Origin of the sequence: Neotabrizicola shimadae, from assembly GCF_019623905.1 — a bacterium.
In the GTDB taxonomy this organism is placed as follows: domain Bacteria; phylum Pseudomonadota; class Alphaproteobacteria; order Rhodobacterales; family Rhodobacteraceae; genus Neotabrizicola; species Neotabrizicola shimadae.
In genome coordinates this window covers 2,247,622-2,269,205 of the sequence record NZ_CP069370.1, presented here as the reverse complement: position 1 = coordinate 2,269,205, position 21,584 = coordinate 2,247,622, and the positions used below count along the sequence as shown (strand labels likewise).

General features: G+C 71.0%; 19 protein-coding genes. 11 read left to right on the top strand and 8 right to left on the bottom strand.

All coding sequences use genetic code 11. The features are described 5' to 3' along the window. Positions 1-22: 22 nt before the first annotated feature. The 5 genes from JO391_RS10925 to JO391_RS10905 form a co-directional block, all read right to left on the bottom strand. Entirely contained in the window at positions 23-1,453 is a 1,431-nt protein-coding gene (locus JO391_RS10925; protein WP_220660525.1) for an aldehyde dehydrogenase family protein, read from the bottom strand. Positions 1,454-1,579: 126 nt separating this feature from the next. Further along, a complete protein-coding gene (locus JO391_RS10920; protein ID WP_220660524.1) occupies positions 1,580-3,778 on the bottom strand; it encodes a hybrid sensor histidine kinase/response regulator in 2,199 nt (732 codons plus the stop codon). Further along, the gene (locus JO391_RS10915; protein WP_220660523.1) at positions 3,775-4,971 is read right to left on the bottom strand and encodes an FIST N-terminal domain-containing protein; all 1,197 of its coding nucleotides are present in this window, start codon (positions 4,969-4,971) and stop codon (positions 3,775-3,777) included. Before JO391_RS10915 ends, JO391_RS10920 begins: the two co-directional genes overlap by 4 nt. A 61-nt stretch (positions 4,972-5,032) precedes the next feature. Then, on the bottom strand, positions 5,033-7,630 hold the full coding sequence (locus tag JO391_RS21725; RefSeq protein ID WP_220660522.1) for an AAA family ATPase: 2,598 nt from the start codon (positions 7,628-7,630) through the stop codon (positions 5,033-5,035). After that, the gene (locus tag JO391_RS10905) at positions 7,627-8,763 is read right to left on the bottom strand and encodes a metallophosphoesterase family protein (protein ID WP_220660521.1); all 1,137 of its coding nucleotides are present in this window, start codon (positions 8,761-8,763) and stop codon (positions 7,627-7,629) included. Before JO391_RS10905 ends, JO391_RS21725 begins: the two co-directional genes overlap by 4 nt. A gap of 280 nt (positions 8,764-9,043) precedes the next feature. Between JO391_RS10905 and JO391_RS10900 the strand changes: the two genes are divergently transcribed. From JO391_RS10900 to JO391_RS10880, 5 genes are all read left to right on the top strand, one after another. Continuing rightward, entirely contained in the window at positions 9,044-10,084 is a 1,041-nt protein-coding gene (locus tag JO391_RS10900) for a hemin-degrading factor (protein WP_220660520.1), read from the top strand. Continuing rightward, entirely contained in the window at positions 10,081-10,950 is an 870-nt protein-coding gene (locus JO391_RS10895) for a heme/hemin ABC transporter substrate-binding protein (protein ID WP_220660519.1), read from the top strand. The genes JO391_RS10900 and JO391_RS10895 overlap by 4 nt, the downstream gene beginning before the upstream one ends. A gap of 1 nt (position 10,951) precedes the next feature. Further along, a complete protein-coding gene (locus JO391_RS10890; RefSeq protein ID WP_220660518.1) occupies positions 10,952-12,007 on the top strand; it encodes a FecCD family ABC transporter permease in 1,056 nt (351 codons plus the stop codon). After that, the gene (locus JO391_RS10885) at positions 12,007-12,783 is read left to right on the top strand and encodes a heme ABC transporter ATP-binding protein (protein ID WP_220660517.1); all 777 of its coding nucleotides are present in this window, start codon (positions 12,007-12,009) and stop codon (positions 12,781-12,783) included. The genes JO391_RS10890 and JO391_RS10885 overlap by 1 nt, the downstream gene beginning before the upstream one ends. 65 nt (positions 12,784-12,848) lie before the next feature. Continuing rightward, complete coding sequence (locus JO391_RS10880) at positions 12,849-13,898, top strand: glycosyltransferase (RefSeq protein WP_220660516.1); 1,050 nt, start codon at positions 12,849-12,851, stop codon at positions 13,896-13,898. 3 nt (positions 13,899-13,901) lie between these two features. On the opposite strand, the gene JO391_RS10875 is transcribed toward JO391_RS10880, so the two are convergent. Continuing rightward, the gene (locus tag JO391_RS10875) at positions 13,902-14,897 is read right to left on the bottom strand and encodes a helix-turn-helix transcriptional regulator (protein WP_220660515.1); all 996 of its coding nucleotides are present in this window, start codon (positions 14,895-14,897) and stop codon (positions 13,902-13,904) included. A gap of 12 nt (positions 14,898-14,909) precedes the next feature. Then, positions 14,910-15,809, bottom strand: a complete 900-nt coding sequence (locus JO391_RS10870; RefSeq protein ID WP_220660514.1) for a choline/ethanolamine kinase family protein — start codon at positions 15,807-15,809, stop codon at positions 14,910-14,912. A 68-nt stretch (positions 15,810-15,877) separates the two neighbouring features. Here JO391_RS10870 and JO391_RS10865 point away from each other — a divergent pair, with 68 nt between their 5' ends. Then, positions 15,878-16,501 carry a class I SAM-dependent DNA methyltransferase gene (locus JO391_RS10865; RefSeq protein WP_220660513.1) on the top strand — a complete coding sequence of 208 codons (624 nt, stop codon included), beginning with the start codon at positions 15,878-15,880 and terminating at the stop codon, positions 16,499-16,501. An 82-nt stretch (positions 16,502-16,583) separates the two neighbouring features. Here the strand turns inward: JO391_RS10865 and JO391_RS10860 are convergent, their stop codons facing one another. Further along, positions 16,584-17,495 carry a LysR substrate-binding domain-containing protein gene (locus JO391_RS10860; protein ID WP_220660512.1) on the bottom strand — a complete coding sequence of 304 codons (912 nt, stop codon included), beginning with the start codon at positions 17,493-17,495 and terminating at the stop codon, positions 16,584-16,586. 83 nt (positions 17,496-17,578) lie between these two features. Between JO391_RS10860 and pcaD the strand changes: the two genes are divergently transcribed. The 5 genes from pcaD to JO391_RS10835 all read left to right on the top strand — a co-directional run bounded on the left by pcaD (position 17,579) and on the right by JO391_RS10835 (position 21,584). Further along, positions 17,579-18,358: a 3-oxoadipate enol-lactonase gene (gene pcaD / locus JO391_RS10855; protein WP_220660511.1), complete on the top strand. Its 780-nt coding sequence runs from the start codon at positions 17,579-17,581 to the stop codon at positions 18,356-18,358. Then, complete coding sequence (pcaC, locus tag JO391_RS10850) at positions 18,355-18,741, top strand: 4-carboxymuconolactone decarboxylase (RefSeq protein ID WP_220660510.1); 387 nt, start codon at positions 18,355-18,357, stop codon at positions 18,739-18,741. Before pcaD ends, pcaC begins: the two co-directional genes overlap by 4 nt. Next, on the top strand, positions 18,738-19,460 hold the full coding sequence (gene pcaH / locus JO391_RS10845; RefSeq protein ID WP_220660509.1) for a protocatechuate 3,4-dioxygenase subunit beta: 723 nt from the start codon (positions 18,738-18,740) through the stop codon (positions 19,458-19,460). The genes pcaC and pcaH overlap by 4 nt, the downstream gene beginning before the upstream one ends. 64 nt (positions 19,461-19,524) lie before the next feature. Continuing rightward, positions 19,525-20,142, top strand: coding sequence for a protocatechuate 3,4-dioxygenase subunit alpha (gene pcaG, locus JO391_RS10840; protein ID WP_220660508.1), 618 nt, complete (start codon positions 19,525-19,527; stop codon positions 20,140-20,142). Positions 20,143-20,255: 113 nt separating this feature from the next. Further along, positions 20,256-21,584, top strand: coding sequence for a class-II fumarase/aspartase family protein (locus JO391_RS10835; RefSeq protein WP_220660507.1), 1,329 nt, complete (start codon positions 20,256-20,258; stop codon positions 21,582-21,584).

Sequence of the window (21,584 nt, the reverse complement as noted above, 5' to 3'; positions counted from 1 at the left end):
AGTCTTTCCTTGTCGGGTCGCCTTACGCGCCCCAGCCGACGATGCCCTTCACCTCGCAGAAGTCGTGGATGCCCCAGTCGGCATATTCGCGGCCGTTGCCCGACTGCTTGTAGCCGCCGAAGGGGGCGAAGGTATCCCAGGCTGGGTAGTTGAGGTTCACGGTGCCCGCGCGCAGGCGGCGGGCAACGGGCTGCGCATCGGCGACCGGGCCGGCGATGTAGGCGGCGAGGCCATAGGGCGTGTCGTTGGCCATGCGCACGGCGTCGTCGAGGCTGTCGTAGGGCAGGATCGCCAGGACCGGGCCGAAGATTTCCTCGCGCGAGACGGTCATGTCGTTGGTGACATTGCCGAAGATGGTGGGGCGGACGAACCAGCCGCGGTTGAGCCCGGCGGGCCGGCCGGTGCCGCCGCAGACGAGTGTGGCGCCTTCGTCGATGCCGGCCTGGATCAGGCGCTGGACCTTGTCGAATTGCAGCTTCGAGATCAGCGGGCCCATGGTGGTGGCGCTGTCGGCCGGGTCGCCCACGACCACGGCTTCGGCGGCGGCTTTGGCCACGGCCAGCGCCTCGTCATGCCGGTCGCGGGGGACGAACATACGGGTGGGGGCGTCGCAGCTTTGGCCGGTGTTGCCGAAGCAGCCCTCGACGCCCGCGGTGACGGCGGCGGCGAGGTCCGCCGTGGGCAGGATGATGTTGGGCGACTTGCCGCCCAGTTCCTGCGCCACGCGCTTGACCGTGGGGGCGGCGGCGGCGGCGACGGCGGTGCCGGCGCGAGTGGAGCCGGTGAAGGAGACCATATCCACCTCGGGGTGCGAGGAGAGGCGGGCGCCGACCTCGGGGCCGGTGCCGTGGACGAGGTTGAAGACGCCCGGCGGCACACCGGCATCGTGGCAGACCTGGGCGAAGAGGGTGCCGGAGAGGGGGGCGATTTCGGAGGGTTTCAGCACCATGGTGCAGCCGGCGACTAGGGCCGGGGCGACCTTGCAGGCGATCTGGTTCATCGGCCAGTTCCAGGGCGTGATGAGCGCGCAGACACCGATGCCTTCGTAGACGATGCGGGTGGTGCCGCGCATGGATTCCCAGGCCATCTGCTCGGCGGCGCGGATGGTGCTTTCGATATGCACCTGGCCGGCCCAGGCCTGGGCGCCGCGCGCCCATTCGATGGGGGCGCCCATCTCGGTGGACATCACTTGCGCGAAATCCTCGTAGCGGTCGTTGTAGATATCGAGGATGCGCTTCACCAGCGCGATGCGGTCGGCGACGGGGGTGACGGTCCAGGCGTCGAAGGCGGCGCGGGCGGCGAGGATGGCGCGGTCGGCATCGGCTTCGGAACCGAGGGCGATTTCGGCGACGATTTCCTCGGTCGCGGGGTTTTCCACGCCCATGCGGTTGGCCGAGAGCGGCGCGACCCAGGCGCCGTTGATGTAGAACTTGTCCATGTGGGCGGGGATCATGGCGGCTCCTTCGCATACGTGCCGGGATTATGTTGCGCCGAACATATCGGGGCGAAGCGACCGGGCATGGCGGAAAGGCGACATGGCGGGCGGCGGGAGCGCCACTGCGATCAGGGCAGAAGGGGATCAGGGCAGGTCGTGCAGGAAGGCGGCGAGCGCGTCGGCGTCGATGGGCTTCATCAGCAGGCCAATGCCAGCGGCGGCGCATTGGGCGCGGATCTCGGGGCCGCGGTGCGCTGTGATGACGCGGGCGGGGACGGGGCCGTGTCGGGTGGCGATGAGGCGGAGGAATTCGATCCCCGTCATGCCCTGCCCAAGCTGGTAATCCACCAGGAAGAAGTCGGGGAGGATCCCAAGCTCCTCGATCAGGTCCAGCGCCTCTTCGCCGGTGGCGGCGTCGAGTACCGAGATGCCCCATTTTTCCAGCAGGAGCCCGAGCGCGCGGCGCAGATCCTGGTCGTTTTCCACGAGAAAGGCGATGCGGTCCTTGGCGGCGGGGCGGGGGGCGCTGCGGGGCGGGGGGGCCAGGGTGACGGGCTCTTCGCGTCCTTCGGCGAGGGGCACCTGGACCATGAAGCAGGTGCCGCGACCGATGCGAGAGGCAAGGCCGAGCGGGTGACCGAGAAGCGCGCAGGCGCGTTCCACGATGGCAAGGCCAAGGCCCATGCCTTCGGAGGCGGAGGCGCGGGCGTTCAGGCGGTGAAACTCGCGGAAGATGGCGTCCTGGTCCTGTTCCGGGATGCCGGGACCGGTATCCCAGACTTCAAGCCGGATGGCGCCGCGCTGATGGCGCGCGCCCACCAGCACCCGGCCGCGTTCGGTGTAGCGGATGGCGTTGCCGATGAGGTTCTGCAGGATGCGGCGCAGGTAGGCGGCATCCGACAGGACCACGGCGGAACAGGGCAGGACGTCCAGCCGCAGGCCCTTGCCGGCGGCCAGGGGAGCAAACTCATCCCGCAGCTGGCGGAGGAGGCGGGCAAGGTCCAGGGGCGCGATGGTCACCGAGGCGCGGCCGCTTTCCAATTTCGAGATGTCGAGAAGCGCGGCCAGGATCGATTCGACCGAGGTGAGCGCGTTCTGCGCCTTGAGCAGGGTTTCGCGGGCACGGGGCGTCACCGCCTCGTCCTCGATGGCGGACATGAAGAGCTTGGCGGCGGAAAGGGGTTGCAGCAGGTCGTGGCTGGCGGCGGCGACAAAGCGGCTGCGCGAGGCGTTCGCGCGTTCGGCCTGGGCAAGCGCGTCTTCGAGATCGTGGGTGCGTTCCATGACGCGTTGTTCCAGCGTCTCGTTCGCCTGGCTGAGTGCTTCCAGCGCCGCGCGTTCGGCGGTGACATCGGTGAAGCTCATCACGAAGCCGCCATCGGGCATTTCCTGGGCGAAGACGTCGAGGATGGCATCGTCGCGGCGCAGTTCGAAGGACAGGGGCGGGCGGCCCTGGGGCAGGCGTGCCCAGGATTCGAGCCGCGCCCAATCGAGCCCGCTGCCGATGCGGCTGGTCTGGCGCATCCGGTGCAAGAGGATGTCGAAGCCGGTGCCCGGCAGGAGCCGGGCGACGGGGATCGCCAGCAGCGCGCCCAGCCTGTCGTTGCGACCGGCGAGTTGCAGGTGCGCGTCGAAGATGCAGACGCCCTGGTTGATATGTTCCAGGGTGGCGCGGATGGCGCGGGCCTGATCGTCCAGCAGCTTGCCGCGTTCCAGCCGTTCGAGGCGGATGATGTCGGTCACGTCGGTCTGCAGGACCACGGTGCCGCCCTCGGCGGTGCGGTGTTCGCTGACCTGCACCCACCGGTCGCCCGACATCTGCACGTTGAACATGACGTGGCGGTCGCGGTGGCGCTGGCGGCGGCGGTCGGCCCAGATGGCGGGGGCTTCGCCGGGGGGCAGGACGATGTGGCGCGAACGGCTGACGCGGTCCACATAGCCGTCGAAGGGCAGGCCGGGGTGAAGCTGGCCCTGCACATCGGCCATGTGCATCCCGAAGCGCGAGTTGCACATCACCATGATGTCCTGCGCGTCGAAGAGGGCGAAGCCTTCCTGGATGGTCTCGATCGCGCTGGCAAGGTTCTGGCGCGCGGCTTCGGCGGCGCGCGTGGCCTCGCCGAGCTTGGCGTTGGAGGCGTTCAGCAGGTCGAGCGCATGTTCGAGGTCGCGGGTGCGTTCGCGGACCTGATCTTCCAGCATGGCGGCGCGCTGGAACTGGGCATAGGCGGCACCTGAATCGTCGGTGATCTGTTCGACCCGGCGCATGAGCACCTCGGTGATCGTCAGGAGCTTCTGCTTCTGGCGATCCGGGCTGTCGGCGGGGTTGATGAGCCATTCGCTCATGCGGCGGGATCGGGCGGATAGAGGGCCACGCCTGTCATGGTCTGGTTGACGTGCATGGAATTCACCTGCTCGCCATAGGTGGAAAAGCCGAGGACGCGATGCTTGCGCAAGACTTCGGACAGCGCGCCGAAACGCTGTTTCTCCATCGCTTCCATGCGGCGCAGGATGCAGTCGCAGGCGAGGACGGCGGCGGGCGCGCCACCCTGCGCGAGGCCGGCGAGCGCATGGTCGAGGTGGGCGACCATGTCCTGCGGTTCGGCCAGGGTGAGGACGACGCCTTCGTCGATGGCCGAGAAGAACACGAGGTCGCCGTTTGGAGCGACCTGCTGGATGGCGCGGACATGGTGCTTGCCGCCGATGCGCACCACGACCGGGTGGGCGGCGAAGGTGAAGGTATCCAGTTGCCAGGGGTCGAGGCCAAGGAGGCGGGCATATTCGCGTGCGGCGGGTTCGGCGTTGATCTGGCGCACGATGCGGCGGGCGGGGTCGGCCTCTGTCACTACCATGCGGCGTTCGGTGGGGCGCAGGTGATCGAGGCTGAACACACGGGCGCGGCAATCGGTGCGGACCATGGCAAGCACGGCGGCATCCTGCATCGCCTTTGCGCCGTGGATGACAAGCGTACGCTCGAACCGCGTGCCGTCGCCGGCCGAGCCGCCGAAGAGCGGCACCGGGCCAAGGCCGGGGGCCAGCGCGGCGGTGAGGGCGTCTTCGCGCACCGAGAGGCCATCGACCACGAGGAAGGCAAATTCGTGGTCCCAGCCGGGATGGTCGCGCATCAGAGAGGCGCGGGCCCGGATCATGCGGCCGATCAGGTCTTCGGGGCGCAGGTGGGCGAGGTCGTGGATGGGGATCAGGTCCACCGCGAAATGGTCTTGCGAGAGCGCGATGGCAACGGCCTCGCCCTCGGCATAGCCTTCGGGCGAGATCTCTCCCGCCGTGGTGCAGCCCATGAGCGCCACGCCAGGCAGGGCCGCAGCGAAGCGGCGGGCGAAGGCTTCGACATCGGTGTCGGGCGAGACGAAGCAGATCACGCAGGAAAAGGGGCCGGGACCAAGCGCGGCGGCCAGCCGTTCGGGTGCCTGCGGGTCGTTGACCGGAATGGTGGCGGTGGTCATGACGGCCCCGGCGGCGCCGGTTGCTCTGGTGGCCGCCAGTGCGGCGGCGAGGCTTTCGGGCCGCGGCTGTGGCATTGCGTTCCTCCCGCCCGGACGGTAGCGCCGGGGAGGCGGGTGCGGCAAGGGCCGTGGCGGATCAGGGCGGCGAGAGGGCGAGCCGGGTGCCGCCAAGGTCGCGGAAGGCGCGCTGGCGGCAGGTGAGGACGAGGATCTGCTGGTCGGCGGCGAGCGCGGTCAGGGCGTCGAACATCTTTTCGATGCGGTCGTCGTCTGTGAAGATCAGCGCATCGTCCAGGATCACGGGCGCGGGCCGGCCGCGTTTGGCCAGAAGGCGCGCGAAGGCCAGGCGGACGAGCAGCGCCACCTGTTCCTGCGTGCCGCCGGAGAGGACGTCGAGATCCTCTTCCGTGCCGCCGCGGACAAGGCGCGTGGGCAGCAGGCTTTCGCCGTCGAAGTGAAGCTCGGCATCGGGCCAGAGCGCGCGCAGGAGCGGGCGAAGTTCGGCCATCACGGGTTCGAGGTAGCGGTCGCGCGCCTCGTTGCGGGCGGCTTCCAGCGCGGCGGCGAGTTCCTTCAGCACCTCGACCTCGGTGCGGGTGGCGGCGAGGCGGGCTTCAGCGGCCTGGAGCCGGGCGGCGGTGTCGGCGAGGTCCTCCAGCACGCCTTCGCCGGAGCGGAGCGCGATTTCGCTGTCCAGCCGGGCGAGTTCGAGTTCGGCCTTGCGGATGTCATCCTCGGCGCCGGTGGCGACCGAGGTGGCGCGGGCCAGCGCGGCGGCGACGGCGGCGCGGTCGGGGGCGGCGGCGGCGAGGCTGTCGCGTTCGGCCAATGCCGCGTCGCGCGACTGGCGGGCGGTGGCGAGATCGGCAAGGAGCGCGGCCTCGGCCTCGGGGCTGTCGACGGCCAGGGCGGCGCGGGCCTTGGCCTCGGCGGTGGCGGCGGCGTCGGCCAGGACGGCGGCGCGGGTGTCGGCCTCGCGCAGGTGGTCGAGCCGGGTGCGGGCGGCCTCGGCGGCGGCTTCGGCCTGGGTCAGGCGGTCGGTGGCCGATTTCAGCGCGGCGGCGGCGGTGGCGGGGTCGGGGAGGTCCGCCGGATCCGCTGCTGCGGCGGGCAGAGCGGCGAGGTCGGCCTCCAGCCGGGCGAGGCCGTCGGGGGCGAGGAGCTTGAGCCGGCTGTCGAGGTCGGAGAGGGCAGCTTGGGCGGTGGCGCGGGCGGTCGCGGCGGCGCGGGCGGTGTCGAGATCGGGCTGGCCGAGGCGGGAGAGGGCGGCGGCAAGGTCGCTGGCGGCCTTGTCGAGCCCGGCGCCGCTGGTGGAAGAGCCGGGGGTGACGGTGAGCTGGCCGAGGCCCGGCAGGTCGAAGGTCGCGGGTTCGGTGACGGCGAGGATGGCGTCGGCGGCGAGGGGCTGGCCGTTTTGCTGCACGCGGGCGGGGCCGTCGTGGCGGAAGTGCAGATGCGGGGCGGAACGGTCGCGCAGGCCGCGCTGGATGTCGAGCGCCTGGGCGAGTTTCTCCATCTCGGCCAGGGCCTTGGCATCGGGGCCGGTGGCGGCGGCGCGGGCGAGGGCGGTGCGGTCGGCCAGGAGCGCGCGGGCGGTGTCGAGACGGGATTGCAGCTCGGCGCGGCGGTGGGCGTTGGCCTTGACCAGCGCGGCGGCGGTGGCGCGGTGGTGCAGCGCCTCGGCTTCTTGCCGGGCCTTGCGGGCCTCTGCGAGCCCTGTCGCCAACGGGGCGAGGGCGGCCTCGGCCTCTTCGCGTGCGATGCGGGCGGCGCTGGCGGCGGCGCGGGCCTGTGCAGCGGCGCGGGCGGCGGCGTCGGCCTCGGTGCGGGCGCGGTTGAGGGCGGCGAGCCGGTCGGTCGCGTTGCGCTGCGCCAGATCGGCGGCGCGGAGGCGGGCATCGGCCTGCTCCAGCGCGCCGGCGTGGCGTTCGGCGGCTTCGTGCCGGGCGCGAGCTTCGTCCAGTCGCGCCTTGCGGGCGGCGGCGGCTTCGGGCTCGGTCAACTCGGCAAGGGTGCGGCGCAGGTCGAGGCGGCGGGCGATGCCATCGGCCAGCGTCCGGGCGGTGCTGTCCAGTTCGGCCTTGCGGGCGGTGAGGTCTTCCACCGCGGCTTCGGCCAGGGCCAGCGGGCCGCCCTTCAGCGGGCGGCCGGAGGCGGTGAGGTATTGCGCCAGATCCTCGCGGCAGCGGTGGAGCGCGCGGTCCATGCGGCGGCCGCCGGTGAGTTCGTCCACCTCGCCTGCCACCGAGGTCATCAGGCCGCGGCGGTTGGCGCGGGCCTTTTCGCGTTCGGTCGCGGTGCCGGCGTCATCCTCCAGCCGGGTCAGGCCCTGGCGGACCCAGAGAAGCCCGGCGGGGCCTGCGTCGCTGTCGGCCGTCATCAGACGGGCGATGAAATCCTCGGCGGCATCGGCCTGGGCGACAAGCTGGCCGTCGCGGTGGACCGTAGCGGTCTCGCGCCCCATCCAGCGTTTCGTGATGCGGTGGCGGCCTTCGGGCAGGTCGATTTCGACCGTGACTTCGGGATTGCCGCCTGAATGGGGGCGCAGTGCCTTGATCTCTTTCCCCTTGGCGCGGTGTGGGAGGAAGAACACCGCGTGGAGCGCATCGAACAGCGTGGACTTGCCCTGTTCGTTGGCGGCGGAAAGCACGTTGAGCCCAGGCCCGACCCCCAGGATCTGCACGGGATCGGTGAAGCGGCGGACATTGGCGAGGGTGACGGAAACCAGTCTCATGCCCGGTCCTCGCGCAGGTAGCCGAAGAGCCGGTTGAGCGCGGCAGCAGAGATGCGGCGCGCGCCTTCCGCTCGGGCGGGGTCATCTGCGGCGGCGCGCAGGCGTTCGGCGGCCAGGCGCAGGGCGCCGGCGCGGTCGATCTCGTCCAGGTCTGCGGCTTCGACCTCGGTGTCGAGCGCGGCAAGGTCGAGGTCCAGCGCCGCGAAATCGGGCGCGGCGGCGGCCACGGCTTCGGCCAGCGCGGCGCGTTCCGAAAGCGTGGCGCGGCCCGTCACGCGCAGGCGCAGAAGCTGGTCGCGCCGGGCGGGTCGGTCGGCCGGCAGGCGGTCGGCCAGAAGGGCGGCGGCATCCTGGCCGGGCAGGAGGGCTAGCGAGTCCTCGGTCCATTGGAACCGGCCCGTGAAGAGGGTTTCGACCACTGGCAAGGCGCCGGGCGCGGGCAGGGTGACGGCGAGGCAGGTGCCGCGGGCATCGGGATGGGCGGCGTCGCGTTCGGGCGTGCCGGGGTAGAAGGTGCGCGGGTTCACCTCGATCCGGCCATGCCAGTCGCCAAGCGCGAGGTAGTCCAGCCGGGCGGTCGCGGCGCGGTCGGGCGGGATGATCCCATCCGCCCCGCTGCCATCGGAGGAGAAGTCGCGGATTGCGCCATGGGCCAGGCCGATGCGGACCTGACCGGGTGGGGTTTCGGCCTCGGCCATCCAGGCGGTCAAGTCACGGCCGGGATAGCGGCGCGGCAGCGGGCAGGGCAGCAGCGTGACGCCGGGGGCGATCTGGACGGGCCGGGCCTCGGTGAGCAGATGGACATTGGCTGGCGCGTGCTGCGCCAGCCGCGACCAGAGCGACTCTGCGGCCAGGCTGTCGTGGTTGCCGGGGATGATCCACCAGTGAAGGTCGGGCGCCGCCCCCATGGCGACAAGGGCCTGGCGCCAGACGGGATCGGAGGGGGTTTCCGAATCGAAAGTGTCGCCGGCCAGCAGGATATGGCCCGCCCCGAAGCGGGCTGCGGCCTGGGACAGGTTGGGCAGAAGGGCGTGGCGCGCCTCGACGAGGCGGCCGCGCAGATCCTCTGGCAGGGCACCAAAACGGCGGCCCAGATGAAGATCGGCGGTGTGGAGGAATCGGAACTCGGTCACGGGGCACTCGCGGGTGTAGAATCGGGCTTTGGCGGGATGCTTCGCCTGCAAGGGTGGCAAATCCTGTCCGGCAGGGTGTGTGGCGGGGGGCGGGGCGTCAAGGGTCGCCTTTCCCGACTTGAACGCTCAGGAAAAGGCGGCTAGGAGTTTGGCCGAAGATGTCGGCAGGTTCCGGGCGTGGCCCGGACTGACTGTCGATCGCGCCGCCAGCGTTCGGCCCCCGATGAGGGCGGCTTGCCAGACACGCGCCTTGCACCCGATTGTGAAAGGACCGTGCCGCATGAGCGGAACCCTGACTGCCGAAGCCATCCGCGCCGCGCGCGCCGACAAACCCCGCCTGCGGGCGCGTGACCTGGCCGAGAGCCTTGGTATTTCCGAGGCCGAGCTGGTGGCGGCCCATGCCGGGCGCGGCGTGACCCGGATTTCGGCCGACCCGGACCGGCTGGTGGCGGGGCTGGAGGCGCTTGGCGACGTGATGGCGCTGACGCGCAACGAGCATTGCGTGCATGAACGGCGCGGGACCTATCTGGATTACCGGGGTGGGCACCACGCCTCGATGGTGCTGGGGCACGAGATCGACTTGCGAATCTTCCCTTCGCACTGGGTCCATGCCTTCGCGGTCGAGGATGCGGGGGACGAGGGCGTGAAGCGCAGCCTGCAGGTGTTCGATGCGGCGGGCGACGCGGTGCACAAGGTTCACCTGAAGCCCGAAAGCGACGTGGCGGCCTTCGACCGGCTCGTGGCTGAGCTGCGGCTCGCGGACCAGGGCGCGGCGGTGACGGTCGGGGCGCGGGCAGCGGTGGAGCCGGCGAAGGGCGACACCGCGAGAGCGGGCGACCTGCGCGAGGCCTGGGACCGCATGACCGACACACACCAGTTCCTGGCTCTGGTGAAGCGGTTGGGGATGAACCGTCTTGGGGCCTATCGCATGGTGGGCGAGGCCCATGCGCGGCCGCTGGCGCGGGATGCGGTAACGGCGCTTCTGAACGGCGCTTCGGCGGCGGCGGTGCCGGTGATGATCTTCGTGGGCAACCGGGGGTGCATCCAGATTCACTCCGGCCCGGTCGAGAAGATCGTGCCGATGGGGCCCTGGATCAACGTGATGGATGCGCGGTTCAACCTGCATCTGCGGGCCGACAAGGTGGCCGAGGTGTTCTGGGTGACGAAGCCCACCCGCACCGGCCCGGCGGTCAGCGTGGAGGCTTTCGACGCGGCGGGCGAGCTGATCCTGCAGATCTTCGGCTGGCGCAAGGACGGGGATTCCAGTGCCTGGGAGGCGCTGGCGGCCAGCCTGCCGCGCCGCGAGGAGGTGCCGGCATGATCCGCCTGACTTGTGGTCGGCTGCACCTGGGTCTGGCGCTGGCGCTTTGGACGCTGCCGGTCTTTGACGTGGCGCTGGCCGATGGCGGAAGCCGCGTGGTGTCGCTTGGCGGGTCGGTGACCGAGATCGTGGTGGCGCTTGGCGCGGGCGACCGGCTGGTCGGGCGCGATTCCACCTCGACCTGGCCGCCGGAGGTGATGGATCTGCCCGATGTGGGCTATCTGCGCGCCCTTTCGGCGGAAGGTGTGCTGGGGCTGGGGCCGGATCTGGTGCTGGCCGAGGCGGATGCCGGCCCGCCCGAGGCGGTGGAGGCGCTGAAGGCGGCGGGTGTGCCCTATGTGGCCATGCCGGGCGCGACCGATCACGCGGGCATCCTGGACAAGATCGAGGCGGTGGCTGCGGCGCTGGACCTGGAGGCAGAAGGCGCGGCGCTGGCCGACAAGGTGGGCGCGGGGCTGGAGGCGGCAGAGGCGCGGGCGGCGGCGGTGACGGCGCCGAAGCGGGTGCTGTTCGTGCTGTCGCTGCAGGGCGGACGGATCATGGCGGCGGGCGAGGGAAGCTCGGCCGCCAGCATCATCGCGCTGGCGGGCGGAGTGAATGCGCTGGAGGGCGTGAAGGGCTATGCGCAGGTCACGGACGAGGCGGTGATCGCCGCGGCGCCCGATGTGATCCTGATGATGGACCGTGAGGGCAGCATGGCGATTTCGGACGCCGATGTGCTGGCGCTGCCCGCGCTGGCAGAGACGCCCGCGGCGCGGGACGGTCGCATCCTGCGGATGGACGGGCTGCTGCTTCTGGGCTTTGGTCCGCGCACCCCGGAAGCGGCAGAAAAGCTGCACGACGCGCTGTATCCGAAGGCCGGCTGAGATGGCCGATGTGCCGGTGCTGCCCGATGCGCTGCGTGGTCCCTGGTTGCGGCCGGACGGGCTGACGCTGGCGCTGGTGGCGCTGGTGGCGGGCGTGTCGGTCCTGTCGCTGGGCAGCGGCGCGGCGGGGGTGCCGCTGTCGCGGGTGCTGCCGGCGCTGGCGGGGATCGAGGCGCTGGACCGGCGCGACGCGGTGATCCTGTGGGACATCCGCCTGCCGCGGCTGGCGATGGGGTTGCTGGTGGGCGCGGCGCTTGCGGTGGCGGGCGGGCTCATGCAGGGGCTGTTCCGCAATCCGCTGGCCGATCCGGGGCTGGTGGGCGTGGGCGCCGGGGCGGGGCTGGGTGCGGTGCTGACCATCGTGCTGGGCGGGTCCCTGGGCGCCTGGGCCGGCCCGGCGCTGGTGCCGATGGCAGCCTTTGCCGGGGGCTGGGCAGTGACGATGCTTCTTGCGCGCATTGCCACACGGGCCGGGCGCACCTCGGTCGCGACGCTTTTGCTGGCCGGGATCGCCATCGGCGCGCTTGCTGGTGCGGCGACGGGGGTGCTGGTCTTTCTGGCCGACGACACGCAGCTGCGCGACCTGACCTTCTGGTCGATGGGCTCGCTCGCCGGGGCAAGCTGGGTGAAGCTGGCCGCGGCGGCGCCCCTGATCCTGGCGGTGCTGGCGCTGGCGCCGCGGCTTGGGCGCGGGCTGGATGCGCTGGCGCTTGGCGAGGCGGCGGCGCAGCACATGGGCGTGCCGGTGGAGCGGACGAAGCGGCTGGCGATCCTGGCCACTGCGGCGGCGGCCGGGGCGGCGGTGGCGCTGTCGGGCGGCATCGCCTTTGTGGGCATCGTGGTGCCGCATCTGTTGCGCCTGGCGTCCGGCCCCGGTCACCGGATGCTTTTGCCGCGTGCGGCGCTTCTGGGCGGGGCGCTTCTGGCGGCGGCGGATATCGTGGCGCGGGGCATCGTGGCGCCCGCGGAACTGCCCATCGGCGTGGTGACGGCGGTTCTTGGGGCGCCGGTCTTCCTGTGGATCCTGCTGCGCCGGGCCGGGACAGGGGCGATCTGATGCTGGAGGCCAAGGGCATCACCCTGCGCCTGGGCCGGGCCGAGGTGTTGCGCGGCGTGGATTTCTTTGCGCGGGCGGGTGATGTGACGGCCATTGCCGGGCCGAACGGATCGGGCAAGACCTCGCTGATGCGAGTGCTGACGGGCGAGGCGCCGCTGCCCGGCCGGGCACGTCTGAACGGGCTGGACGTGGCACGCACGGCGCCGGGCCGGCTGGCCGGGCTGCGCGCGGTGCTGCCGCAGGCGGTGCAGGTGGCCTTTCCCTTCACGCTGCGCGAGATCGTCGCCATGGGGCACGAGGCGGGCGAGGCCGCCGGGCAAGGCGGCGTGGTCGAGGCGGCGCTGGCCGCGGTGGACCTTGCCGACAAGGCGCATCGCCCGCTGCCCGAGCTTTCGGGCGGCGAGCAGAGCCGGGGCCATCTGGCCCGCGCGCTGGCGCAGGTCTGGGAGCCGGTGGGGCCGTCCGGCCCGCGCTGGCTGTTCCTGGACGAGCCGGTGGCGGCGCTGGACATCGCGCACCAGTTGCAGGTGATGCGGCGCGCGCGGGCCTTTGCCGATGCGGGCGGCGGCGTGGTGGCAGTGATGCATGACCTGAACCTGACCGCGATGTTCGCCGACCGTCTGGTGCTGATGGCCGGGGGCCGCGTGCTGGCTGAGGGCGCGCCGGCCGATGTGCTGCGCGACGAGGTGCTGGAGGCGACCTATGGTTGCCGGCTGCGCGCCAATGCCGTGCCTTCGTTCGGGCCCTGGGTGCTGCCGCAGGCCGTGGCGGTCTGAGCGCGGCGGGCTTGCACCTGCGCCGGGGCTTCGGCAGGGTGCAGGCAACCGGGCGGAGGGCGGACATGGCCGAAAAGCTGGCGATCTGCCTGAACGCGGGAGACCGCAACGCCGCACTGCCCGAGGATGCCTTCACCCTGCCGGCGCTTGAGAGGCGCGGGCTGCGTGTCGAAGGCTACATGGTCAACACGCGGAACCTGTTATCGGGGCTTCTGTTCGTCGCGCGGCTGGCGCTGCGGCGCCGGCCCCAGGTTGTGATTGCGGGCGAATATTACTGCACCTTCTTCGCCTGCCTGTGGTTCGGGATGCGGTCCGGGGTGGTGCTGGTCTCGGTGGCGATGAACCAGTCGCGGCGGCTTCTGCACTTTGGCTTTCGCCCGCTGGACGGGCTGATCGACCGCATCTTCCGGCGGCTGCGGCTGGTTGTCGTGCATTCGGTGGCCGAGGCCGGGCAGTTCAGCGCGCTGCATGGCATTCCGGCGGATCGCTTTGCCTTTGCGCATTGGGGCTATGACCTTCCCGCGCCCGGTGCCCCGGTCGCGCCCGTTGAACTGTGCATGGTGGGCCGGAACAACCGCGACTGGGCGGCCTTCCTGCGGCTTGCGACCGGCTTGGGGCTGAGCGGCCTGATCGTGGCCCCCGCCTATGCCGGCTTGCCCGCCGACCCTGCGCCGGGCGTGACGGCGCGGTTCGACATCCCGATGGCAGACTGCATTTCGGCCATGGCGGCGGCCGAAGTGAACGTGGTGGCGCTTCTGGATGCCTCACGCGGGGCGGGGCATATCACGCTGGTGTCAGCCATGCATTTAGGGCGACCGCTGGTCGTATCGGCCGCGCCGCAGATTGCCGACTATGTGCTGGACGGGGTGAACGGGCTGGTCGTGCCCCTGGGCGACGATGCCGCGCTGGCGGATGCGGTGCAGCGGTTGCGCCGCGATCCGGCGCTGGCCGAAAGGCTGGGCGAGGCCGGGCGGCGGCTGGCGGGGCGGTTCATGTCCCATGCCGCCGCGCGCCAACGGCTTGATCTGCTGGTCGAAGCAGCCCTGAGCGGAGCGCCCGCGCCCTTTCTTGACCCGGACTGGGCGGCAGAGCGGGCGCGGCTGGATGCGAGCTGACGGTCAGGGCAGGGCGGGGAAGTCGCCCCGCTGGAAGCCCTGAACCAGATCGCGCAGGCGGTCAGGCGCCAGAACTTCGACCTTGTCGCCCCAGAGATACAGGTGCCAGGCCATCTCCAGCTGGCCCGAAGCGTGGAAGCGCACGGTCAGGGCGCCGTCGGCTTCCTCGGTCACCTCTTGCCGGGGGTGGAACTGGAACTCGCGCGCCACCGGCGCGGCCTCGGGGCGGAAGCGCCAGATCACCTCGCCATGCTCGGCATCGTCGTGATAGCTGCCGAAGGCGCGGGCGGCGTGGTCTTCAAGATTGAAATCGGGATCGCGCGAAAAGGCCTGCGCCTCGATCCGGGCCGAACGGATGCGGTCCAGCCGGAAGTGCTGGAGCCGCCCGTTGCCGCCGCGTTCGCGCGCCACCAGATACCGCCGCGTGCCGATCAGCAGGCCGTGGGGTTCCAGCACCCGTTCGCGTCCGGGGTCGCTGCCGCCGGCATAGGTGATGACCAGGGGATGAGAGCCCTTCAGCGCCTCGGCCACCGTTGCGATGACGACGGGATCGGCCTTCACGTGCGGGCCGGGGCGCGAGGCGAAGCCATAGGCTTCGAGCACCGTTTCGGCATCGGCCTCGGCGCGGCGGGCATGGGGGCGCGGCATGGTGGCGAGCAGCCGGTCACGCAGGCTTTGCAGCGCGGCCACCTCTGTCTGGACGCCGTCGCGTTCGGCCCGGCGGATGGCGAGTTCCAGCGCGGCAAGCTCGCTGTCGCGGATGCCCTGAACCTTCAGAAGCTGCGCGTCGCCGCCCTTCAGCCGCCAGTACTTGCGGCGCTGCTCGTCGGTCAGGGTCTCGACATTGGGAAAGCAGTCCTCAAGCGCGCGGGTCATGCGCTGCGCGGTGCGGTGGTCGCAGCCGAATTCTTCGGTGATTTCCTGCAGGCCGATACCGAAGTGGCGGGCCGAGGCCATTTCGGCGAGGCGCAGCAGGTCGGAGGCTTTCTGGAAGGACATGGCGGCTCCGGGTCAGGCGCGCGCCAGTAGCGCGACATGGGCGGCGAATTCCGGCGTTGCCATCAGCGCGCGGCAGCGGGCGAACCGTCCATCGGCATAGGCGCGGAAATCGTCGGCGGGGTTGCCGTTGGCCAGCTGGATCAGGCCCCACAGCGTCCACAACAGGTCGCACATGGCCTTGTAGATCACCATGCGGGCGCGGGCCTCGGCCGGGGCGGGGCCGTCGTGGTATGCGGTCAACATTTCCTCGTCCTGCGCGGCGCCGAAGCCGGCCTCGACGGACAAGTCGCCCAGATCCCACATCGGGTCGTTCATGCCCGAATATTCCCAGTCCACGATCCACATCGACTCGCCGGTGTCGAGGAAGTTCTCGCACAGGGGGTCGCAGTGGCAGGGAACGAGGGAGGCAGGCGCGCGGGCCAGCGCGGCGCGGACGATCCCTGCCTCGGACACGACGGCGTGGTAGCCTTCGGGCAGGGCCACCTCCTTGCCCGACAGGAGGCGGAGGTAGTCGTCGATCATGGCGAAGAGCTCGAACCGGGCCGGGAGTATCTGGCCCGAGAGGTGCAGCCGCCGCAGGGCGCGGGCGGCGCGGGCGGGGGAGCCGGGCCGCGTGCGGAAGGCCTCGGGCGACATGGTGGTGGTGCCGGGCAGGAAGCGGGTGACCATGAGGCCGGTCGCCGGGTCGGCGTGCAGCAGGTCGGGGCTGACCCCGGCGGCTGCGGCGGCGCGGGCGGCCTCGGCCTCGTTCTTGCGGTCGATGTATTCGGCGGTGCCTTCGCCGGGGATGCGGAGGATGGCGTCGCCCAGGCGGTAGACGCGGTTGGTCAGGCCCCCGAGCCGTTCGGCTGTGCCGCTCCAGCCGGCAAGCGCCGGGATGGTGCGGGCGATGGCGGGGATGTCGTCCTGCATGGTTCGTCTCCGGTTGCCTTGGGCGGCATCCTGCCGCAAGGTTTGGCCGCAGGGAAGCGGGGGCGGATATGGGCGACGGCAGGCACGAGGGGCATCTGGGCGCGGTCTATGACGCGGGCACGCCGGACCAGATCGCGGCTTTGTATGACAGCTGGTCGGCGAGCTATGACGACGAGATGGCGCGGGCGGGGTACCGGCACCCGACGGTGGGGCTGGCCTTGCTGGCGCGGCACGCGGCGCGGGGGACGGGGCCGGTGCTGGATGCGGGCTGCGGCACGGGGGTGCTGGGGGACTGGCTGGGCATCCTGGGCTTTGCCCCGGTCGAGGGGCTGGATCTTTCGGAAGGGATGCTGGCGAAGGCCCGCGCCCGGGGGTCCTATGCGGCGCTGCACCGGCTGGCCCTGGGCGGGGCCTTGCCCTTTGCCGACCATGCCTTTGCCGCGGTGATCTGCACCGGGGTCTTCACCACGGGGCATGTGGGGCCGGAGGGGTTGCCCGAGCTGATCCGCATCACCCGGCGGGGCGGGCCGCTGGTGCTGACCGTCAAGACCACGGTCTGGACGGGGGGATTCGAGGCGGCTCTGAAGGGGCATCCGGGTGTGGAGGTGGTGGAGGAGACCCTGCCTTACGTCTCGATGCCGGGTGAGGCGGGGACGGTGCCTTCGCTGGCGGTCGTGGCCCGGCGGCGATAGCGTCCGAGCTCGGACGCTTTGTCCGGCCCTTTTGAATCAAGGGCTTGCGCGACCGCATTAACTTGGACTTAACAATTGGCCTTCAGGCCCCGCTGCGGCGCGCCTCGGCGGCGTCGCGGATCAGCTGCATCAGGCGGGCCAGGCTGTCGGGCGGGCTCAGGCCGGCGGGGCGGGTCATTCCCACGGCGCCAGAGAGGTAAGCCGCGCCAAGCGGCAGGGTGCGGACGGTTCCTGCGTGAAGCTCGGCCTCGATCACGCCCTGGCTGATGAACCAGATCGCATCGGTGGCCATCAGGAGGCCGCGGCCAAGCGCGAGGGTCGAGGTTTCCACCGCCGGCACCAGCGTGGCAAGGCCATGCTGGGCAAGGTAGTCGTCCACCGTCTTGCGGATGATGGCGTCGCGGGTGGGCAGCACCACGGGATGGTCGCGCAGCGCGGTGATGATCGGCAGGTCGGCGCCGGGGTGGCCGCTTCGGACGGCGGCGACAACGGGCTCTTCATAGAGAAACTCGAAATCGAGGCCCGGCAGTTCGGCGGCCTGCGGCATCCGCCCGATCATCAGGTCGATGCGGCGGTCCTTCAGCTTGCGCAACAGGTCAGGGTGGGCGCCGGTCTCGATGGAGAGGGTGACGCCCGGCCGGGTGGCGAGGAAGCGGCCCACGACTTCGGGGAAGAAACGGGTGGAGACCGTGGGCAGGAGCCCGACCGACAGGCGCTGCGGACCGGCTTCAGGCAGGGTTGCCCGTGCGGCGGCCTCCAGCGCGGCGAGCGCCTCGCGCGCATGGCGGCGGAAGCCGTCGCCCTGGGGCGTCAGCGCGATGCGGCGGCCCTGCCGGGTGAGGAGGGGCGCACCGAGCAGGGTTTCCAGTTCCGCCAGCGAGGCGGAGACGGCAGGCTGCGAGATACCTTCCGCGCGACCGGCGGCGGTGAGGCTGCCAAGATCGGCCACGGCAAGGAACAAGCGGATGTGGCGCAGCTTGATGGCGGGATGCATAATTTCTGGATTATGGAACGTGGCGGATATTCTATTTTATCGAGGTTTGCGTTTATGGCAATCTGCGTAGGGGAGGAACTTCGATGCCTGTTCTGATGCGCCCCTGGGGGCATATGAATTTTCGTGTCCGGGGGCCGCAGGACGGCGTGCCGGTGGTCTTCCTGAACTCGCTGGGAACTGACCTGCGCATGTGGGATGCAGTGGTGGACCGGCTGCCGGGCGTCCGCGCGGTGGGGCTGGACAAGCCCGGCCACGGGCTTTCGGCCACGCCTTCGGGTGACTGGTCGCTGGCCGATCTGGCGGCGGATGCGGTGGCGCTGATGGACCATCTGGGGATAGGGCGGGCCGTGGTGGCGGGCTGTTCCATCGGGGGCATGATCGGGCAGATGCTGGGCGCGCGTCATCCCGACCGCGTGCGCGGGCTGGTGCTTTCCAACACCGCGATGAAGGTGGGGACGGCGGAAAGCTGGGCGGCGCGGATCGAGGGGGTTCGCATCCTGGGCATGGCAGGGCTGGCGCCGCAGGTGATTGAACGCTGGTTCGCGGCGCCGTTCCGGGCGACCGACGAGGTGCTGCCCTGGGTCACGATGCTGGCCCGAGGCGATGCACAGGGCTACATCGGCACCTGCCGGGTGCTGGCGGCGGCTGACCTGACGGCGGAGAGCCCGAGGATTGCCTGCCCCGTGCAGCTGATCGGCGGGTCGGCGGACCTGTCCACCCCGGTTGATCTGGTCCGGGCGACGGCGGCGGCGATTCCCGGGGCGCGGGTCGAGGTGATCGAGGGATCGGGGCATATTCCGGCCATCGACAACCCGGACCGCACGGCCGCGCTGATTGGCGGCTTTGTGGAGGGGCTGGCATGAGCGTGACCGAACGGGGCATGGCGCGGCGGCGAAAGGTGCTGGGCGATGCTCATGTGGACCGGGCCGAGGCGGCCAAGACCGGGTTCGATGCGCCGTTCCAGCGGCTCATCACCGATGCGGCCTGGGGCCATGTCTGGGCGCGCGACACGATTTCCTTGCGCGAACGGTCGATGCTGACCATCGCGCTGCTGGCGGGCCTGGGCAATGACCATGAACTGGCCATGCACATCCGCGCCACGCGCAACACCGGCGCGAGTGAAACGGATGTGATGGAGGCGCTGCTGCATGTGGCGATCTATGCCGGGGTGCCGCGCGCCAACCATGCCATCAGGATTGCGAAAGAGGTCTTTGCCGAGATGAAGGCCGAGGGAGGAAGCCCATGAAACCTGCCGAGTTCTACGAGCGCGACCGGCGGATGCATCCGCCGGCCTATGCGCCGGTTTACAAGACATCGGTTCCGCGCTCGCCCGGTCAGGCGCTGCTGACCCTGCGGCAGACGATGAGCGAGATCACCGGGCCGACCTTCGGGCACAACGACCTGGGGCCGAACGACAACGACCTGATCGTGAATTTCGGCCACGGCGGCCTGCCGGTGGGAGAGCGGATCATCGTGCATGGCCGGGTGCTGGACGAGAACGGCCGCCCGGTGCCGCGCACCCTGGTGGAGATCTGGCAGGCCAATGCCAGCGGGCGCTACCGGCACAAGAAGGACGTGTATCTGGGCGCGCTGGACCCGAATTTCGGCGGCTGCGGGCGCGCGCTGACGGATGACGACGGATACTATTACTTCCGCACCATCAAGCCGGGTCCTTACCCCTGGCTGAACTATGTGAACTCGTGGCGGCCCGCGCATATTCATGTCTCGGTCTTTGGCACATCGTTCAGCCAGCGGCTGATCACCCAGATGTATTTCGAGGGTGACCCGCTGATCGCGAAATGCCCGATCGTGCAGACGATTCCTGACCCCGAGGCGGTGCAGCGGCTGATTGCGCCATTGGACATGAACACGGCGGTGCCGATGGATTGCCTGGCCTACAAGTTCGACATCGTGCTGCGGGGGCGGCGGTCCACGCTGTTCGAGAACCGGCTGGAGGGGAACTGAGCATGTTCAGGAAAAGTGGGGACCGGTTTTCCGGTTCGAACATGCGAAAAAAGGGGGGCGGAGCATGGTTCAACCGTTGAACTATCTGAAAGAGACGCCGTCGCAGACCGCCGGGCCCTATGTTCACATCGGGCTGGCGCCGGGGGCGGCAGGGTTCAGGCTGTTCGAGCAGGAGTTGGGGCAGGTGATTGCCGCGCCGGGCGTGCCGGGCGAGCGGATCCGGGTTTCGGGCGTGGTGCGCGACGGCACGGGCGCTCCGGTGAAGGATGTGCTGATCGAGGTCTGGCAGGCCGATGCCAACGGCATCTATCCCCATCCCGAGGACCCGCGTGTGGCTGAGTGCGCGCCGGGCTTCCGGGGCTGGGGACGGGTGATCACCGAGTTCGAGACCGGGGAATGGGCCTTCGAGACCATCCGGCCCGGCGCGGTGCCGATGAAGGCGGGGGGCGTGCAGGCGCCGCACCTGACGTTGTGGCTGGTGGCGCGGGGGATCAATGTTGGCCTCGCCACGCGGATGTATTTCCCCGAGGATGCGGGTCTGCATGACACTGACCCCGTGCTGCGGTCGATCGAGCAGCGGCAGCGGGTGGCGACGTTGATTGCGAAGGCCGAGGCGCCGGGACAGTATCGGTTCGATATCCGCCTTCAGGGCGAGGGCGAGACCGTGTTCATCGACATCTGAGGGTTCATGATGCTTCCCGACTGCCTCCTTCGCGTCGATGTGCGGCCTGGCCGGTCCTGTCCGGGGCCGGCTGTCCGGGCCAGGGTGGCGGGCCGGGTGCCCGGGGGCGCCTGATGCCGGGGGCGGTGGCGGACAGTGCGATCTATGGCGGCCTGTTCGGCGATGCCGAGGTGGCGCGGCTGTTCACCGACGCCGCCGAAGTGCGGGCGATGCTGTTGGTCGAGGGGGCGCTGGCGCGGGTGCAGGGCGAGCTGGGGCTGATCCCGGCAGAGGCGGGGGCCTATATCGACCGGGCCTCGCGCGAGGTGCAGGTGGACCCTGCGGCGCTGGCGGCCGAGACGGCGCGCAACGGGGTGCCGGTGCCGGGGCTGCTGGCCGCCTTCCGCAAGGAGGCGGGGGCGCCCGAGATGATGCGCTGGTTGCATTGGGGCGCGACCTCGCAGGACATCGTGGACACGGCGCTGGCGCTGCGGTTGCGGCGGGTGCTGGAGATCTGGGCGGCGCGGCTGGACGCGCTGGTGGCCGTGCTGGGGGTATTGGCGGAGACGCATGCCGATCTGGCGATGGCGGCGCGGACCTATGGGCAGGGGGCGGTGCCCACGACCTTTGGCGCGGTGGTGGCCGGGTGGGGGCGGCCCCTGCTGCGGCATCGCACAAGGCTGGAGGCGGTGCGGGCGGATGTGCTGCAGGTGTCGCTGTCGGGCGCGGCGGGGACGCTGGCGGCGATGGGCGGGCGGGGGCCGGAGGTGCGGGCCGGGCTGGCCGAGGCTCTGGGGCTGGCCGACCCCGGTGCGGGCTGGCATGGCGAACGCGATGGCATGGCGGCGCTGGCCGGGTGGATGGCGGGATTGGCGGCGACACTGGCCAAGATGGGTGAGGACCTGCTCCTGTTGACCCAGACCGGGATTTCCGAAGTCCGGATCGAGGGCGCGGGCGGGTCGTCCACCATGCCGCAGAAGCAGAACCCGGTCGGGCCTTCGGCGCTGGTGGCGCTGTCGCGGCAGGTGATGGCGCTGGCCGGGCTGATGACCGGGGCGGGGGCGCATCGGCAGCAGCGCGACGGGGCGGCCTGGTTCACCGAATGGCTGACCCTGCCGCAGCTTTGCATCTCGACCGGGCGGGCGCTGGCGCTGGCGGGCGATCTGGCGGGGCGGCTGCGGCCCGATGCGGCGGCGATGGCGCGGGGGCTGGAGCACGATTCCGGCACGATCTGGGCCGAGGCGCTGACCTTTGCGCTGGCCGGGAGGATGCCCCGGCCCGAGGCGGAGGCGAAGGTGAAGGCGCTGGTGGGCGAGGCGCTGGCGCAGGGCACCGACCTGCGGCGGTTGGCGGCACGGGACTGGGCAGGGCTGGACCTGGCGGCGATGGAGGCCGGGGGAGTCGGTCAGGCGCCTGCCGAGGCGCGGGCCTTCGCTGCGGCAGTGTCCTTGCCCCGGCCCTGA

Coding starts and splice junctions, on each gene's coding strand:
- JO391_RS10890 (WP_220660518.1), top strand. CDS start 10,952: ATGGCCGATGTGCCGGTGCTGCCCGATGCGCTGCGTGGTCCCTGGTTG.
- JO391_RS10880 (WP_220660516.1), top strand. CDS start 12,849: ATGGCCGAAAAGCTGGCGATCTGCCTGAACGCGGGAGACCGCAACGCC.
- JO391_RS10900 (WP_220660520.1), top strand. CDS start 9,044: ATGAGCGGAACCCTGACTGCCGAAGCCATCCGCGCCGCGCGCGCCGAC.
- JO391_RS10895 (WP_220660519.1), top strand. CDS start 10,081: ATGATCCGCCTGACTTGTGGTCGGCTGCACCTGGGTCTGGCGCTGGCG.
- pcaH (WP_220660509.1), top strand. CDS start 18,738: ATGAAACCTGCCGAGTTCTACGAGCGCGACCGGCGGATGCATCCGCCG.
- JO391_RS10865 (WP_220660513.1), top strand. CDS start 15,878: ATGGGCGACGGCAGGCACGAGGGGCATCTGGGCGCGGTCTATGACGCG.
- JO391_RS10885 (WP_220660517.1), top strand. CDS start 12,007: ATGCTGGAGGCCAAGGGCATCACCCTGCGCCTGGGCCGGGCCGAGGTG.
- JO391_RS10925 (WP_220660525.1), bottom strand. CDS start 1,453: ATGATCCCCGCCCACATGGACAAGTTCTACATCAACGGCGCCTGGGTC.
- pcaG (WP_220660508.1), top strand. CDS start 19,525: ATGGTTCAACCGTTGAACTATCTGAAAGAGACGCCGTCGCAGACCGCC.
- JO391_RS10870 (WP_220660514.1), bottom strand. CDS start 15,809: ATGCAGGACGACATCCCCGCCATCGCCCGCACCATCCCGGCGCTTGCC.
- JO391_RS10875 (WP_220660515.1), bottom strand. CDS start 14,897: ATGTCCTTCCAGAAAGCCTCCGACCTGCTGCGCCTCGCCGAAATGGCC.
- JO391_RS10920 (WP_220660524.1), bottom strand. CDS start 3,778: ATGAGCGAATGGCTCATCAACCCCGCCGACAGCCCGGATCGCCAGAAG.
- JO391_RS21725 (WP_220660522.1), bottom strand. CDS start 7,630: ATGAGACTGGTTTCCGTCACCCTCGCCAATGTCCGCCGCTTCACCGAT.
- pcaC (WP_220660510.1), top strand. CDS start 18,355: ATGAGCGTGACCGAACGGGGCATGGCGCGGCGGCGAAAGGTGCTGGGC.
- JO391_RS10835 (WP_220660507.1), top strand. CDS start 20,256: ATGCCGGGGGCGGTGGCGGACAGTGCGATCTATGGCGGCCTGTTCGGC.
- JO391_RS10915 (WP_220660523.1), bottom strand. CDS start 4,971: ATGCCACAGCCGCGGCCCGAAAGCCTCGCCGCCGCACTGGCGGCCACC.
- JO391_RS10860 (WP_220660512.1), bottom strand. CDS start 17,495: ATGCATCCCGCCATCAAGCTGCGCCACATCCGCTTGTTCCTTGCCGTG.
- pcaD (WP_220660511.1), top strand. CDS start 17,579: ATGCCTGTTCTGATGCGCCCCTGGGGGCATATGAATTTTCGTGTCCGG.